Raw genomic sequence first — 15,016 nt, forward strand, 5'->3', positions numbered from 1 at the left:
AGCAGACAACAAAAACTTAGTTATGTTTCGATTTCTCCTTCATAAACTATGCCGCCCCTGTGATCAGGTATTTCTTTTTGGTCGGACATTTTATCTGGCGAGAACCACCAATCTTGCCCCTCTAGGCACACTTGGGTGCGTTGGCCTTCCGACTTTAACACAAAACTGAATTCAGTCGTCTCCCGTTGGTCGGTTTATTTGTTGGCAAAAATTCATCTCACCGCTACTAATGGTGTAGCGGGAGTCCTCTTTTTGCATTTAAGATAGGTGTCGCTGTGGGGTTATGAAGTGGCACAGGACAGACGAAACTCCCGTGGCGATCGCAGGTCAGGGGCGGCGCATAGCCTTGCTCCAGGAGCAGGGCTTGGGTCGGTTCATCGAGACCACAAAAGGAAACTTGGGTGGTCGCAAGGCGATATTGGCGATTGGAGTCGGAACAAACAATCACCAGGTCATAGCAACATAAGATTTTCAAATGATTCAGATCTAGAACGGGGGGGCGTTTCGGTAGGGGAGATGTCATCACAACCAACCTCTGAAGGACTGCACCTATTGTCCGAGGAAAAACCGCTCAACGCCTTGATATACGTGGGCTTGAGCGGTGATATTTTTGGGGTCTAGGCGTGATTGCAGGGGTGAGGATGGTGCGATAGGGATCGAAGCGATCGCGTGATAATACTGACCTGTCGGTGTGATTTCGATCAACCGATGGGGGATGTTCAGGGGGGATGATCGAAATCAAAGGGTGAGGATGCGACCCCCGAAGAACCGCCCCAAAATACCGATGCTCAACCGTAGCATGGGCCTTTTGGGGATGTTCCCCCCCAGAGACGAACGGGTGATTTTGATCACGAGGAGGGGGATGCTTGGGGCGATAGAGCGCAGGTTTGGGGGGTGGCGGTTTGGACGGTGACTTGGGTGTAGCCGGCGAGGGTGAGGAGTTGGGCGATCGCCGCTTCGGCGCGATCGCTGGCTTGGTCGAGGATGCCTTGGTCGCAGGCGGCGGCGGTAATGCGGGCGAGGGTTTCCCGTTGGGCGCGGCTTTGGAGATCAGGGGCGACATCGGGGCCAAGATTGAGGAAGCCGCGATCGTAGTCGTACACCTGCGATCGCTCCACATCAATAGCTCGGTCTAAAATTTCCGGAGCAGGCAGGCGCACCATCAGGGCATCCCCCTGGATCGTCACATCTTCCGGCTGTAATTGGCTTAAATCAATCCCCGCTCGCACCTTGCCATGGGCGATGTAGAGCAATTTGGTGGTTCCTACCGTCAGCCCCGCCCATTCTCGACTCTGGGCAGCGGGGACAATGGTTTCAAGGGTGTAGACCGCTGTGGTGAGTTCGCTGGCTTGGCGAATTTGCGTCACGATTAACGATGTAACATCCACCTGGGCCTCGGAGGTGGTGATCTGCAACCCTTGGCCGAGGCGTTGCAACCAGGCCCCGCCCGTCCGGATCGTATCGACAGTGATCAGGACGGCGATCGCTACGGCTGTTCCCGTCACAAACGGTAAGGCTTTACCCAAGCGGGTCATCAAGGCGGTGAGACGCATAGCAGTAAGCCAGTATGGAGTAATCAAGGAACCGAGGGAGAGCGATCGCCCTCGCCCTCTCTCGACTATAACAATCCGGCTTGATTACCCGTGACGGCAGGCGATGGGCATCCGCCAACCCGTACCAAAGGCGCGATCGGTCATTTTTAGGCCCGGTGGGGCTTGGCGGCGTTTGAATTCGGCGCGGGTGACGAGGCGCACCACGGTTTCCACCACGGCGGGATCATGACCAGCGGCAACGATGTCGGCGATCGCTTCATGGTTCTCCACATACCGCGCCAAAATATCGTCCAACACATCGTAGGGGGGGAGGGAATCTTGATCCACTTGGCCGGGTTTGAGTTCGGCGCTGGGGGGTTTGGTGAGGATGTTAGGGGGGATCAGGTTGCGATCGCGGTTGAGCCAATGGCAGAGTTTAAACACTTGGGTTTTGGGCACATCGGCAATCACGGCCAAACCGCCATTCATGTCGCCGTAGAGGGTGCAATAGCCCACGGCCATTTCCGATTTATTGCCCGTGGAGAGGAGCAGATGGCCGAATTTATTCGCGATCGCCATTAACACATTGCCCCGAATCCGAGATTGTAAATTTTCCTCCGCCACCCCGAATTCAGTGCCAGCAAAAAGCGGATCGAGCAGTTGATCAAAGGCTGTCATGGCCGGTTGAATGGCGATCGTCCGGTGTTCAATGCCCAGATTTTCCGCCAGGGCGATCGCATCGGTGAGGGAATGATCGGAACTGTAGGGGGACGGCATCAACACCCCCAGCACATTTTCCGGGCCGAGGGCTTCGGCCGCGATCGCTGCCACCAACGCCGAATCAATCCCCCCACTCAACCCCAACACCGCCCGCGCAAACCCACATTTTCGCCCGTAGTCCCGCACCCCCAACACCAGCGCCCCCCAGAGTTCCGCCTCCGGTTCGAGACGGGGCGCGATCGGGCGGGGGGCAGGCGGTGCGAGGTCGGTCAAGGTGAGGAGATCCGGCCCAAAGGCCGCCGCCCGATAGACCACTTGCCCCGTGGCATCCACCCCCACACTCTGACCGTCAAACACCAAATCATCATTCCCCCCCACCTGATTCACGTAGAAAATCGGCACGTTAAACCGTTGGGCGGCGTGGCTGAGCATCGCTTCTCGCACCGACTGCACCCCCACCCGATAGGGCGAGGCTGATAAATTGACAATCAAATCCACCCCCCATTCCGCCAGTTCTGCGATCGGGTCGCTGGCGTAGAGGCGTTTCCCCCAAAACTGATCATCATTCCAGAGGTCTTCGCAGATCGTGACCCCAATCTTGAGGCCGTTGAGGGTGAAGAGGTTGGGTTTCAGACCGGGTTCAAAATAACGGTCTTCGTCAAATACATCGTAGGTGGGTAATAGGCGTTTGGGAAAGAGGCGCTGCACCGTGCCGCCGGAGACGAGGGCAATGCTGTTAAACAGGGGTTTTTGGCCGGTGGTGGCGGCTTGGGCGTTGCGTTCGACGACACCGATTAACACCGTGAGTTGGGGCGGGAGTTGCTGGGCGAGGGCTTGGACTTCGTGGCGCATGGCGGTGATGAACCCCGGTTTGAGGAGGAGGTCGCGGGGGGGATAGCCACAGAGGGAGAGTTCAGGGGTGAGGAGGAGGTCTGCGCCTTGGGCGATCGCGCTTTGGGCAGCGGTGAGAATGTGGCGGGCATTGCCGCTGAGGTCGCCGATGGTGGGGTTGAGTTGAGCGATCGCAAGTTTCATGGCGATGGGAGTCTGGATCAGGGGTTTGCTTTCAGCGTACCCGACGCGGGCGCGATCGCTGTCCCTGCCCTAGGGGACGATTTTGCCCATGTAGTCGCGCCAGAGTTGGGCGGCGTTGCTGCTGCTGCCACGGGTGGGGCTGTTGTCATCGTTGCCGAGCCAGATGCCGGTGGTGAGGTTGCGGCCAGGGACATAGCCGATAAACCAAAGATCGACGGCGTTATCTGTGGTTCCGGTTTTTCCCGCTTCGCCGTAGCCGATCGCGGCTCGACTCCCCGTACCGCCTTGGATCACGCCTTGGAGGAAGGTGGTCAAGGTTTGGGCGATGGGGGCGCTGATGGCTTGCCGTTGGCCGGTGCGGTCTTGGCTCGCATCGTAGATGACGCGGCAGGTTTGGGGATCGTTGGGATCAACGCAGTCGCCGCTATCGAGGACGCGGGTGATGGCGTGGGGGCGGTTCCATTGGCCATTGTTGGCGATCGCACCATAGGCCCCGGTCATTTCCAACACATTCGTTTCACTTTCCCCCAACACCAACCCCGGCGACGATCGCAACTCGGACTGAATCCCCAACCGCCGCGCCATTGCAATCAAGCCATCGAGGCCCACATCCTGCGCCACCCGAATCGCCACCGCATTTTCCGACTGCGCCATGCCCCGATACATATTAATCGCGCCGCTGCTCCGTTCACAGCCCCGATAGCGTTGCCCCTGCCAGGTGACGGGGCTGCAATCATAGGCCTTTCCCGCTGAGATGCCTTGATCCAACGCGGCCGCATAGGCAAAGAGTTTAAAGGTGGAGCCGGGCTGCCGCTGGGCGGAGGTGGCGCGGTTAAACTGGCTGGCGGCGAAGTCTAGCCCCCCGACCAGGGCGAGAATTGTCCCGGTACTGCTGTCGAGGGTGACGATCGCACCCTGGCTAAACCCGACGCGGCCCCCGCTTTGTTCAACGGCGGTTGTTAACGCGGCTTCGGCAGCGTCTTGCTTGTCAATGTCGAGGCCCGTTTCAACGATGAAGTTACCTTCCCGGGCCAGGCTCTCCCCCAGACGTTCGCGGAGTTCGGTGAAGATGTAGCTGTAAAAATAGGGGGCGATCGTGTTGCTGAGGGTTTCCTCCGCCGTGGGGCTGACTTCAATCCGCGATCGCCGCGCCTGGTTCGCTTCGTCTTGGGAAATCATCCCCATTTGCGCCATCCGTTCAATGATGCGATCGCGCAACTGCACCGCCGTATCGTAATCCTGCACCGGGTTATAGGCATTGGGAGCCGGGAGAATCGCCACCAATGACGTGGCTTCTACCAGGTTCACATCCGCCGCCGACTTATCAAAATAAAACTGCGCCGCATCCTCAAATCCATAACTCCCCACCCCTAAATACACCCGGTTTAAATAGGTGCGCAACAACTCATCTTTGCTGTAAAAGGTTTCGAGCTTCAGCGCGACGATCGCCTCGCGAATTTTCCGCCCCGCTGTATTGTCCCGCCCCACATAGTCCGGGTACAAACTCCGCGCCAACTGCTGCGTTACGGTACTCGCGCCCTGGGCGATGCCCTGCCGTTGCAAGTTGACGATCACCGCCCGCAAAATTCCCAGGGGATCAACCCCCAAATGCCAGTAGTAGCGGCTATCTTCGGAGGCGATCACCGCGTCGGGGAGATAGGGGGAAAAGTCCCGCAGGCGGTCGAGTTCTTGGTGCGATCGCGTTGGCAATTGGCGCAGGGGGGTTTGATCGCGGGAATAGACCATCACCGGCCCTTCCACCCCCGACGGCAGCGGATAGACCGGAATTTTCGACCATTCCACCAAAATCCCCAACGTCACCAACCCCGTCAGCCCCCCCACCCCATAAAGGGCGTATTGCAGGCCGCGCACCCATTTCGGCGGCGGGTTGTGGTATTGCAACCGTACCCCGTTGGCCAATTCCGGCGGCCCCAGGGTCAAGACATCCCCATGGCGCAACATTAGGGACTTCAACCGCCGCCGCCCGATGTAGATGCCGTTGGTGGATTTTTCGTCTTTGAGGATGAATTGGCGGGGATGTTCCGGGTCGCGGCTCAGGGAGAGGTGAAGCTGACTGACCACCGGGTTACGGACGACGATATCACTGGCGCGGGAACTGCGGCCGAGGAGGTAGCGATCGCCCACTAACCGATGCACCGCCGCCTGTTCCTCCTCCGCTGTCTGCACCCAAAGCTCCGGCACCCGCGCCCCCGGCTTCAACGCCAAGGCCGTATTCACCTGTTGGACGAGTTGGGTGACGAATTGCGTCAGGGGATTCGTGCTCATAGACGCGGCTGCTCGACAGGGGGACGAAACGACAGATAAAGCAGACAAATAATCCCTATATTAATGAAGACATCCGCCAGATTGAACACGGGGAAATTAATCCACCGAAAATCGAGAAAATCCACCACATGGCGATACAAAAAGCGGCAAATTCCATTGCCCAACGCCCCCGACAGAATCAACCCATAGCCCACTTGTTCTAAGGTCGCCATTTTTGGCCCCCACCAGGCATAGGCCATCAGCCCCAAACTCACCAGCAACGACAGCCACCGCAACCAATCCGCCCCCCCAGCAAAGAGACTAAAGGCCGCCCCGGTATTCACCACATAGGTAAAGTGAAAAATTCCCGGCACGAGGGGAATCGTCTCACCAATTTGCTGAAAATGGTGCATCACCCAATATTTCGTCACTTGATCCAATGCCAGCCCCAACAGTGCCATGAGCCAGAAGGCGCGGTGTTTGAGCAAAGAATGGCGAAGAGTCATGGCAGGAGAAAAAAGCGTGCGTTTTTTAGTATTACAGAAAAAGAGAGGCGCGATCGCGGCTGCCTTGGTGTGATGCCCACGTTGGGGTCAGGGGAAATGATCGCTTGGCTGCCCAAGGCGGGTGATGGTGTCAATCTCTATCGGGTCATCTCCGCTACGATTTTAGAGGCCAAACTGTGCTAATTCTGGTAGATCTTCCAGTCATCTAGGGTATGGCGTTGGGGCGTGATCTACCCCCCTGCCCAATTCCCACTTGCAGAAATCAACAGCTTGATAGTAACCACTTGATCATCATTGAGGAGATTAGAATTGATGCAACCCCCAAAACAATTCCCGTTTTCACGCCGCCAAGTGCTACGTGGTTTGCTGGCCACCACCGCGTTTGGCCTCACCGCTAAATTTGGTACTGGCTGCACCCCTGCTCAGGAAGGCGGTGATGAGGGTGATGAGGCGGCCAGTGGTGGCGGCAGCGAAGAGTTGGTGATTGGGTTTCTCTATGTGGGGCCCAAGGATGACTTTGGCTATAACCAAGCCCACGCCGAAGGGGCAGCGGCGATCGCAGAACTGCCCGGCGTGAAGATCGTCGAACAAGCCAGCGTCCCCGAAACCAGCGAAGTGGAAGAAGCGATGCGCAGCATGATCGAAATCGACGGCGCAACGGTGCTGTTTCCCACCTCCTTCGGCTACTTTGACCCCCACATTTTGAAACTAGCCGAAGAATTCCCCGACGTTCAATTCTTCCATGCTGGCGGTCTCTACACCGATGATATGCCCGACAACATCGGCAGCTATTTCGGCTACATCGACGAAGCCCAATATGTGGCGGGCATCGTAGCTGGCTTAACCACCGAAAGCAATAAACTCGGCTTTGTCGCCGCCAAACCCATCCCCCAAGTCTTGCGGAATATCAACGGGTTTACCCTCGGCGCGAAAAGCGTCAACCCCGACGTGACCACCCAGGTCATCTTTACCGGGGATTGGGCCGAGCCAGTGAAAGAAGCCGAAGCCGTTAACAGCATGGCCGACCAAGGCATTGATGTCGTCACCTGCCATGTGGATAGCCCGAAGGTGGTGATCGAAACCGCCGAACGGCGCGGTATGTATAGCAGCGGCTATCATGCCGACCAGTCGGCCCTGGCACCGGAAGGCTATCTCACTGGGGCGGAATGGGATTGGACTTCGATTTACACCCAATATGTGGAATGGCTGCAAGCGGGCAAAACCTTGATGAACGGCGACATTCCCCACATTGTCCGGGGGGGCTTAGAATCCGGATTCTGGAAGCTCTCCGACTTTGGCCCGGCTGTCAGTGATGAAGCCAAAGCCCAAGCCGAAGAAGTCAAGGCGATGTTTGCCGATAGTTCGATGGTGATTTATACCGGCGAAATCCAGGACAACACCGGCGAGGTGAAAATCCCGGCCGGGGAAGAGTTGGAGCAAACCGCCGTAGAACTAGAGACGATGGATTGGCTCGTCGAAGGTGTGGATGGCAGTGTCGAAGGCTAGCCTGATTTAACGAAACGGGCGAGCAATCTATTCCACAAGACCAGGGTTGATAAGGTCTTGATGGTTTTGTGGGATAGTTGTTTACCGCCAAACCATCCCCACCCTCACAAGCTGCGATCGCCTCAGCATCACCCCCCGGCTTGATTGGAGTGGGATCTCGGCATTCTGTGGCAAAGATGGATCAAAAAAATCTCTCTCCCAATTGTGTTGAGAGAGAGATGCGGCAAGAATGTCGCCGGGTGGCTCTTGAGGGGGTTACGAGTTTTGGGGCTGGGGGATGGTGATATCGACGGTTTGCACGGTTTCGCCGAGGGTGTCCAAGGGGGGATCAATGGCGGCCGAATTCCCGACAATTAACATCGTGAGTTGCTCCGGGTTGAGATGGGTTTGGGCGGCTTGGAGAATGTCTTGGGCCGTGGTGCGTTTGACGGCTTCTTGGTAGCTGAAGATGAAGTCCGGGGGATAGCCATAATATTCGTACCGCATCAACCGAGAAATCAGTTGGGATGGGGATTGAAAATTAAACACAAAGGAATTCAAAATCGATTCTTTGGCGTAGGCGAGTTCCGGATCGGAAACGAGGGTGGTGCGAATCGCGTTGATTTCCGTTTGGAGGGCGGTAATAAAGGGGACAGTGGCATCAGAGCGGGTTTGACCCCCGGCAATGAACAGGCCCGGATAGTCATAGCGGGGACTCCAAAAACCATAGACGGAATAGGCGAGGCCTTGGCGCGATCGCACCTCATTAAACAACCGGCCCCCAAAACCATTTAACACGCCATTCATCACACTCAACGCCGGATAGTCGGGGTTGCTCAATTCGCCGCCCAAATGCCCCACGTAGATATAACTCTGGGTCAGTTGGGGCTGCTCGACAAAAAAGAGATTCCCCGGATTGACCTGCTCCACAGCGGGCAACTCCGGCAGGCTGGCCACCGCTGCGGGCTGCCAATCCCCAAAGGCGGCGGCGATCTTCGCTTTCATCACCGCTGGGTCAAAATCCCCCACAATCCCCAGGAGCATCTGTTCGGGGCGGAACGATTGTTGATAGAACTGGATCAGATCTGCCCGCTCGATATTGTCGAGGTTGGTGTATTCAACGGTGCGGGCGTAGGGATGATTGGGGCCGTAGATGTGTTTGTCAAATTCCCGGCGGGCGATGTCGTCGGGGTTATCGTTGCGACGGGCGATCGCGCCTTGCCATTGTTGCTTTTCGAGGGCGATTTTATCCTCCCGAAAGGCGGGATGCTGAAGCACTTCGGCGAACAGATCAAACACGGGTTCGAGGTCTTCACTGAGGCTGCTAAAACTGGCACTGCCGGAGGAAGAATCAATCCCCGTTTCAATTGCAGCGGCCCGTTGTTCGAGAAATTCATTGATTTCATCGGGGCTATGTTCCGTTGTGCCGCCGTTGCGCAGCACCGCCCCGGTGATGCTTGCGAGGCCCACTTTATCGCTGGGTTCGAGGCGATCGCCTGTCCGGAACAGGGCCTGACCATCCACGAGGGGCAATTCATGATCTTCAACGAGATAGACCACAATGCCATTGGGGAGGGTGTAGCGTTCATAGTCCGGGAGTTCCACCGCTCGCAGGGGTGGAAAGTCCAAATCGGTATAATGCTGGGCCGTGGCAGCGGCCACCGTGGGAGCAGAGAGAACAACCATCAGCAGGGAACCGCAGACGAGGAGCAGTCGTTTCAGCCAAACCGCTTGCCGACCGAGAAAGAAAAATCGTTGACGCATAGTGAGAGTGTTCAATAATTGCTGGAGGACTAGGGCTTAGTTGGGGGTGTTTTGGTTGAGAATTTTCCCAATGGTTTGGTTGGTTGGGACAAAGGTTTCTTGGGCAATGCGTTGAATTTGGGCGGGGGTAACGGTGTCGATCGCATCTAGATAGCGGAACACATTGCGCCAATCGCCGGTTTTGCCGTCATATTCCGACAGCAGGCGCGACATACCGCTGTTGGAATCGAGCGATCGCAACAATCCCGCCTTCGCCTGATTCTTCACCCGTTCCAACTCCTGGGCTGTCACCGGTTCCGTCTTTAACCGTTCAATCTCGCCATGGAGTGCCGTTGCCACCGTTTCCACATCCTGGCCCGGAGCCGTCATCGCATAAAACAGCAACATATTCGGGTACTTATCCCCCGGAAAGCCACCAAAGCCCGCCGCTGAGAGCGCAACCTGCTGCTCTTGCACCAGGGACTTATAGAGCCGCGACGTGCGACCATCACTCAAGATCGCCGCCATCAAGTCGTAGGCCATGCTATCAGGGTGCATCAAGTTGGGGCGGTGATAGCCTTCGAGATACCAGGGTTCAGACTCCAGCTTGAGGGTGACGCTCCGGGGTTCGGTTTGGGGCGGTTCCACCACCGTCACTTCCGGGGCCTCCGGCCGGCTCGGATAGCGGCCAAAATAGGTTTGTGCCAACTGTTTGACCCGACGCGGTTGCACATCCCCCACGATCGCCACGGTCAAATTATTCGGCACATAGTAGGTTTCAAAAAAGTCGTGGACATTTTGCCGGGTTAAATTGCGGATGTCTTCGTTGTAGCCAATCACCGGGCGGCCGTAGGGATGGGCGGTATAGGCGGCATCGAGAAACGCCTCCACCATCTGACCCACCGGGGAATTGTCCGTGCGCCAGCGCCGCTCTTCGAGGATCACTTGCTGTTCTTTAAAAAATTCCCGAAACACTGGATCTAAAAAGCGTTCCGATTCTAGCGACATCCACAATTCCAGCTTATTGGAGGGCAGGCTGTAGGTGTAGATCGTATAGTCCGCCGAGGTGGCCGCATTGAGACCCACGCCACCGGCCTGCTCCACAATTTGCCCAAATTGATTTTGGATCGCCAGTTCCCCCGCTTCCGCTTGTAGGGCTTCAAATTGGGCGTTCAGTGCGTCGAGATTGTCGGTATCGCCCTCGGTTTGGGCGGCTTTGATCTGGGCGTTGAGGTCGTCCAACTGGTCGAGTAATTTCACTTCGGCAGCGTAGTCACGAGTGCCGATTTTCGTTGTGCCTTTGAAGGCCAAATGTTCTAAAAAGTGCGCGACTCCGGTTTGGCCGTCCGGCTCATCCACGCCCCCCACATCGGCATAGGTGGCGAAGGACACCACCGGGGCATCGTGCCGCTCAAGGACAATGAATTTTAGGCCGTTATCGAGGGTGAATTCGGTGATGTTGGCTTTCACCCGGTCGAGGTAGGGCTGCATTGAGGCGCTGGGGGTTTGGGCGGCGGCGCTGGGGGTGAAGAGACACCAGAGACATAGAACCAGGCTCAAACCAAGGGCCAGGGGTTGAATTCGAGGGTGCGATCGCATCACAGGCATAGGGGGACTTCTCAAACAATAGTCATCTCAAGGGCAAACCACTGCCCAACAGCGGCAATGGCATCATCCAGACAGGGATCATTCCTTTTAATAGTGCCTTAATTTTTTAGCAATCTGCCGCAACCTGTCCCAGAAATCCGCCCGGCCATGCAGGGAAGACAGCAAAATTCGCTATGGTATTTCAAGGAAAACCACTCAATCACCGCAGTTCATCATTACATGGCAGACCAACTCATTCGCGCCACCGCCGCCGACGGAGGAATCCGCGCCGTGGGCGTGATTAGCACCCGTTTAACCGAAGACGCTCGTCAACGCCACACCCTGTCCTATGTCGCCACTGCCGCCCTCGGACGGGCCATGGCCTCCGGTTTACTCCTCGCCTCCAGCATGAAGCAGCCCGGCTCGCGGGTGAATTTACGGGTGCGCAGTGATGGCCCCCTGGGCGGTCTCCTCGTTGATGCGGGGCTAGACGGAACCGTGCGGGGCTATGTGATTCACCCAGCGGTGGAGATTCCCCCCAATGCGCGGGGCAAACTGGATGTGGGAGGTGCGATCGGTAACGGCTTTCTTTACGTCGTGCGCGATGTGGGCTACGGCTACCCCTATTCCAGCACCGTGGAATTAGTATCGGGGGAAATTGGCGAGGATGTGGCCCATTACCTCCTCACCTCTGAACAAACCCCATCGGCCCTATTAGTGGGGGTGTTTGTCGGGGCGGAGGGCGTGACGGCGGCCGGGGGTCTGCTGTTGCAAGTGCTGCCCAAGGCCGCCCGTGATGATTCTTTAGTAGAACTGCTCGAAAGTCGGATCGGAGCCATCCAAGGGTTTACCCCTCTATTGCAGGCCGGCAAAACCCTACCGGATATCTTGAACAGTCTCCTCGGCGATCTCGGCCTCCAGATTTTCCCGGAAGTGCAGATGGTGCGCTACCAATGCGACTGTTCCTTTGATCGGGCGTTAGGGGCCTTAAAACTGTTCGGCGTGCCGGAACTCAAAGACATGATCGAAAAAGACAAGGGAGCCGAAGCCACCTGCCATTTTTGCGGTGAAGTGTATCAAGCTGATGTGGCACATCTCAACCAACTGATCGCAGATTTAGAGACAGAGTTAGGCTAAGGTAAGCCTGAGCAACAAGGGGCTTAAAGCCCCTTGCCTGCTGTGTTACTCAGAAAAGGGCAGGGTTGACCATTGGGCAAGGAGGGTTTGAAAGGCGCGGCCCCGATGGCTGATCGCGTCTTTTTGGGCGGCGGACATTTGGGCGAAACTTAAACCCACGTCGGGAACATAAAAAATTGGGTCATAGCCAAAGCCGCCTGTGCCTTGGGGGGCGGTGAGGATTTCCCCTGGGCAGATGCCTTCGGCCTGGAGGGCGATCGCACCATCGGGAGCCGCGATCGCCAGCGCACAGATAAATTGCGCCGATCGCTGTTCTGTGTCTCCTAATGCTGTCAAGAGACGAGCAATGCGATCGGCATCGGTCGTGCCATAGCGGGCGGAATAAAGACCTGGCGCACCGTTGAGGGCATCAACGGCGAGGCCCGAATCATCGGCGATCGCCCAGTCTCCCACCGCTAGCGCCACCTGAGACGCTTTTAACGCCGCATTTTCCAGAAACGTTGTCCCCGTTTCCTCAATCTCCAAGTCCGGCGGCTTCATCACCAAATCCACCCCCAAATCCGCTAGATAGACCGACATTTCAGGGATTTTGCCCGGATTTCCCGTCGCAACAACAAAGCGTGTCATCTTAACTTTGCATCCGTCGAATTTCAGAGTAAAACGCCGCTTGGCAAATCACCCCATCGTTTTGGATCGTCACCGTCCGAAACCGTAAATTTTCACTAGCAAACCAGATCCGCTCTTCGTAGTGGCGCGGGCCATCCTGCACCGTCAGGGTGAGCGTCTCATCTGCGCCGAGGTCATAGGTTCCCACCGCTAGATCGGCCCGGAGCAGTTGGCCGCTGGGGCTGGGGGCGTTCGGGGCAGCGAAGGCCATCACCGTACCGCCTACTTGTTTCGGTTGCCCCGAATCAACGGAATTATCCCAGTGAATATCAAGGCCACCCCAGACGGTTTCCGGTGCGATCGCCGCATTTGCGCAGAGGGTTTGGATGGGAGCTGCATCGGTCGCGAGCCAGGCCATGGTGACTTCCGCTTTCGCGCTCTCTGACTGGTTCTCTGTGAGTTGATAACAGGTGCGTTGGGCAAACCACTTGCCCACACATTGCTCCATAAAAGTCTTAATATCCATGGGCGATCAAACTATTCTAAAGGCGTTCACAATCTTCCCATCTTACCGTATTGGTCTTCTCTGTTCCGATTGGGAAATTCCAAGCTAGACTAGGGTTGAATTTCCCTTCGTCAGTTTCAATTGACGGGCTTCACCCACAGATTTTCATGAGTTCAGGAATGTTTATGGTCACCACTCCCCACAGGACAACAAGCATTCTGCAACGTCTGACGGCTCTCGGTGTTGGGGTTGCCGCAACGTTGGGCTTGCAAGCGATCGCCACCCTCCTCGCTCCCCCCGCCGCCCAAGCTCAATACATCATCACCCTCCCCGACGGCGTTCGCTGTGAAGGCCAATTCCAAGGCTACACCGGCAACGGCATCTGTCAATATCCTGACGGCTACTACCGGGGTGACATTCTCAACGGTCGGCGGCATGGGAGCGGCATTTTCTACTATTACGACGAAGAAGAAGCTGATAACGGAGACGAGGACAGCAACTTTCGGACTATCTACAACGGCGAATTTTTGAACGGAGTTCCTCACGGCAAAGGGAAATTCGTCTATGGCAATGACAACCGCTATCAAGGAGATGTGCGTAACGGTTTGCCTAATGGGATTGGCTTATTCATTTTTCGTGACAATCGCTACTATGGGGAAGTCCTTGATGGTCAGCCCTCCGGACGTGGGTCGATGGTTTATCGCAATTGTCGAAACTATGATGGTGATGTACGGTGCTATCGCTATGATGGCTTATTTCAGAATGGGGCTCCTCACGGGCAAGGAACCTTTACCTACAATTCTTGTGCCCAACAGAATGGACAACTCCAATGTACTCGGTTTTCAGGCAATTTTTGGAGAGGACAACCCAATGGCAGCGGGAATCTATCATTTCCCGATGGCACTCGGTGCCAAGGACAGTTTAATGACGTGACATTAAGTGGTCAGGGGTCATGTTTTTTTGGTAATGGTGATAACTATACTGGAGAGCTACGTCTTGGCGCACCCCATGGTGTAGGGCGTATGCGTTACGCTGATGGCCGAGTTTATGAAGGCCAGTTTCGGCTTGGAGAACCTGCACCATAGGAATTGAATTAACCTGGAAATCCTGATGCCGAGCAATCTAATCCTAGTGTTATGGCACAGCTAAAATCAAGCTTTATTGTGGGGTGGGTTGGGCTGCTTAAACTCCTGCCATCACTGCAATTCAGCAATCCGCCGTAACCCACTACTTAACGTGTGCCATACCACTAGGCACGGCATATCTAAGACTACAGTCCTGGCAAGTAGTCAAGATCTAACTATTGTGCCTCAGTCTTTTAGACGCTTAATCAAGCTTTAGGCGTATTCGACTTCGTGCCATAAACCGAATGATTGAGCATAATAATCCAAAATAGTTTGTAGTTGAAGGTCAGAGGCTGGTGGGAGATCATCACTCAACGTTAGCAGTAGCGCTCCCACTTGACTGTGGGCATAATCAAAGGCAGTCTCCTCTTGCAGCTCAATTTCTACTGATAATACTCCCTGAACCTGTCGCAACTGGGCCGCCACTTCTTGATACAACGCTAAAGACAGTGCTTTACAACTCAATCGTTTTTTCATCATCACCTCCAAATTCAGCACACCATAACACACGGTATCGCACCAGTGTCGGCCAAGCACACCACTGCTCACGTTTAGGGGTGTATGGGGTGAACAGAGTGCGATCGCGCATCATGATCCGGAGTCTCCAACACTGTGTCTAGGTACGTTACAGCATTGACATACTCCCCCACTAAACCCTACGGGCTATAGTGGGAGATTCTGAACAGCCAGTTACCTGACCATTTATCCACTCAAACAACGAGAGTTGCAGAGGGTTGCTAGGCTCAACGACTAACGCCATTGATTTATCCT

14 protein-coding genes are annotated in these 15,016 nt (G+C 55.9%); 4 read left to right on the top strand and 10 right to left on the bottom strand.

Annotated elements, in window-relative coordinates; translation table 11 throughout:
- Positions 1 to 226 precede the first annotated feature (226 nt).
- The 5 genes from PN477_RS15955 to lspA all read right to left on the bottom strand — a co-directional run bounded on the left by PN477_RS15955 (position 227) and on the right by lspA (position 6,058).
- Positions 227 to 448, bottom strand: a complete 222-nt coding sequence (locus PN477_RS15955) for a hypothetical protein (RefSeq protein ID WP_272121373.1) — start codon at positions 446 to 448, stop codon at positions 227 to 229.
- 400 nt (positions 449 to 848) lie between these two features.
- Positions 849 to 1,553, bottom strand: coding sequence for a DUF4230 domain-containing protein (locus PN477_RS15960; RefSeq protein WP_272121375.1), 705 nt, complete (start codon positions 1,551 to 1,553; stop codon positions 849 to 851).
- 84 nt (positions 1,554 to 1,637) lie between these two features.
- Positions 1,638 to 3,287: an NAD+ synthase gene (locus PN477_RS15965; protein WP_272121377.1), complete on the bottom strand. Its 1,650-nt coding sequence runs from the start codon at positions 3,285 to 3,287 to the stop codon at positions 1,638 to 1,640.
- A 69-nt stretch (positions 3,288 to 3,356) separates the two neighbouring features.
- Complete coding sequence (locus tag PN477_RS15970; protein ID WP_272121379.1) at positions 3,357 to 5,573, bottom strand: transglycosylase domain-containing protein; 2,217 nt, start codon at positions 5,571 to 5,573, stop codon at positions 3,357 to 3,359.
- Complete coding sequence (gene lspA, locus PN477_RS15975; protein ID WP_272121380.1) at positions 5,570 to 6,058, bottom strand: signal peptidase II; 489 nt, start codon at positions 6,056 to 6,058, stop codon at positions 5,570 to 5,572. Before lspA ends, PN477_RS15970 begins: the two co-directional genes overlap by 4 nt.
- On the opposite strand from lspA, the gene PN477_RS15980 reads away from it, so the two are divergent.
- Both PN477_RS15980 and PN477_RS15985 read left to right on the top strand, forming a co-directional pair.
- Positions 6,044 to 6,241, top strand: a complete 198-nt coding sequence (locus PN477_RS15980; RefSeq protein WP_272121382.1) for a hypothetical protein — start codon at positions 6,044 to 6,046, stop codon at positions 6,239 to 6,241. The two genes, lspA and PN477_RS15980, sit on opposite strands and share 15 nt — an antisense overlap.
- 129 nt (positions 6,242 to 6,370) lie before the next feature.
- A complete protein-coding gene (locus PN477_RS15985; protein ID WP_272121384.1) occupies positions 6,371 to 7,564 on the top strand; it encodes a BMP family ABC transporter substrate-binding protein in 1,194 nt (397 codons plus the stop codon).
- 255 nt (positions 7,565 to 7,819) lie between these two features.
- On the opposite strand, the gene PN477_RS15990 is transcribed toward PN477_RS15985, so the two are convergent.
- Together PN477_RS15990 and PN477_RS15995 are read right to left on the bottom strand one after the other, a co-directional pair.
- Positions 7,820 to 9,307 (bottom strand): M16 family metallopeptidase, encoded by a 1,488-nt coding sequence (locus PN477_RS15990; protein WP_272121386.1) that lies wholly within the window; start codon positions 9,305 to 9,307, stop codon positions 7,820 to 7,822.
- Positions 9,308 to 9,343: 36 nt separating this feature from the next.
- Entirely contained in the window at positions 9,344 to 10,894 is a 1,551-nt protein-coding gene (locus tag PN477_RS15995) for a M16 family metallopeptidase (protein WP_417158839.1), read from the bottom strand.
- 219 nt (positions 10,895 to 11,113) lie between these two features.
- On the opposite strand from PN477_RS15995, the gene hslO reads away from it, so the two are divergent.
- Positions 11,114 to 12,010 (top strand): Hsp33 family molecular chaperone HslO, encoded by an 897-nt coding sequence (gene hslO / locus PN477_RS16000; RefSeq protein WP_272121390.1) that lies wholly within the window; start codon positions 11,114 to 11,116, stop codon positions 12,008 to 12,010.
- 45 nt (positions 12,011 to 12,055) lie between these two features.
- On the opposite strand, the gene rdgB is transcribed toward hslO, so the two are convergent.
- Entirely contained in the window at positions 12,056 to 12,637 is a 582-nt protein-coding gene (gene rdgB, locus PN477_RS16005) for an RdgB/HAM1 family non-canonical purine NTP pyrophosphatase (protein WP_272121392.1), read from the bottom strand.
- Between the two features lies 1 nt (position 12,638).
- Positions 12,639 to 13,142 carry a phycobiliprotein lyase gene (locus PN477_RS16010; protein WP_272121394.1) on the bottom strand — a complete coding sequence of 168 codons (504 nt, stop codon included), beginning with the start codon at positions 13,140 to 13,142 and terminating at the stop codon, positions 12,639 to 12,641.
- Positions 13,143 to 13,288: 146 nt separating this feature from the next.
- Between PN477_RS16010 and PN477_RS16015 the strand changes: the two genes are divergently transcribed.
- A complete protein-coding gene (locus PN477_RS16015) occupies positions 13,289 to 14,206 on the top strand; it encodes an MORN repeat-containing protein (protein WP_272147444.1) in 918 nt (305 codons plus the stop codon).
- A 252-nt stretch (positions 14,207 to 14,458) separates the two neighbouring features.
- Here PN477_RS16015 and PN477_RS16020 read toward each other — a convergent pair whose 3' ends face one another.
- Positions 14,459 to 14,725 carry a hypothetical protein gene (locus PN477_RS16020; RefSeq protein ID WP_272121398.1) on the bottom strand — a complete coding sequence of 89 codons (267 nt, stop codon included), beginning with the start codon at positions 14,723 to 14,725 and terminating at the stop codon, positions 14,459 to 14,461.
- Positions 14,726 to 15,016 lie beyond the last annotated feature (291 nt).

It is taken from the genome of Spirulina subsalsa CS-330, assembly GCF_028330765.1.
In the GTDB taxonomy this organism is placed as follows: domain Bacteria; phylum Cyanobacteriota; class Cyanobacteriia; order Cyanobacteriales; family Spirulinaceae; genus Spirulina; species Spirulina subsalsa_A.

Excerpts from the sequence above, each read along its gene's own strand:
- PN477_RS15960 (WP_272121375.1), bottom strand. The coding sequence starts at position 1,553 with ATGCGTCTCACCGCCTTGATGACCCGCTTGGGTAAAGCCTTACCGTTT.
- PN477_RS15965 (WP_272121377.1), bottom strand. The coding sequence starts at position 3,287 with ATGAAACTTGCGATCGCTCAACTCAACCCCACCATCGGCGACCTCAGC.
- PN477_RS15970 (WP_272121379.1), bottom strand. The coding sequence starts at position 5,573 with ATGAGCACGAATCCCCTGACGCAATTCGTCACCCAACTCGTCCAACAG.
- PN477_RS15980 (WP_272121382.1), top strand. The coding sequence starts at position 6,044 with ATGGCGAAGAGTCATGGCAGGAGAAAAAAGCGTGCGTTTTTTAGTATT.
- lspA (WP_272121380.1), bottom strand. The coding sequence starts at position 6,058 with ATGACTCTTCGCCATTCTTTGCTCAAACACCGCGCCTTCTGGCTCATG.
- PN477_RS15985 (WP_272121384.1), top strand. The coding sequence starts at position 6,371 with ATGCAACCCCCAAAACAATTCCCGTTTTCACGCCGCCAAGTGCTACGT.
- PN477_RS15990 (WP_272121386.1), bottom strand. The coding sequence starts at position 9,307 with ATGCGTCAACGATTTTTCTTTCTCGGTCGGCAAGCGGTTTGGCTGAAA.
- PN477_RS15995 (WP_417158839.1), bottom strand. The coding sequence starts at position 10,894 with ATGCCTGTGATGCGATCGCACCCTCGAATTCAACCCCTGGCCCTTGGT.
- hslO (WP_272121390.1), top strand. The coding sequence starts at position 11,114 with ATGGCAGACCAACTCATTCGCGCCACCGCCGCCGACGGAGGAATCCGC.
- rdgB (WP_272121392.1), bottom strand. The coding sequence starts at position 12,637 with ATGACACGCTTTGTTGTTGCGACGGGAAATCCGGGCAAAATCCCTGAA.
- PN477_RS16010 (WP_272121394.1), bottom strand. The coding sequence starts at position 13,142 with ATGGATATTAAGACTTTTATGGAGCAATGTGTGGGCAAGTGGTTTGCC.
- PN477_RS16015 (WP_272147444.1), top strand. The coding sequence starts at position 13,289 with ATGAGTTCAGGAATGTTTATGGTCACCACTCCCCACAGGACAACAAGC.
- PN477_RS16020 (WP_272121398.1), bottom strand. The coding sequence starts at position 14,725 with ATGATGAAAAAACGATTGAGTTGTAAAGCACTGTCTTTAGCGTTGTAT.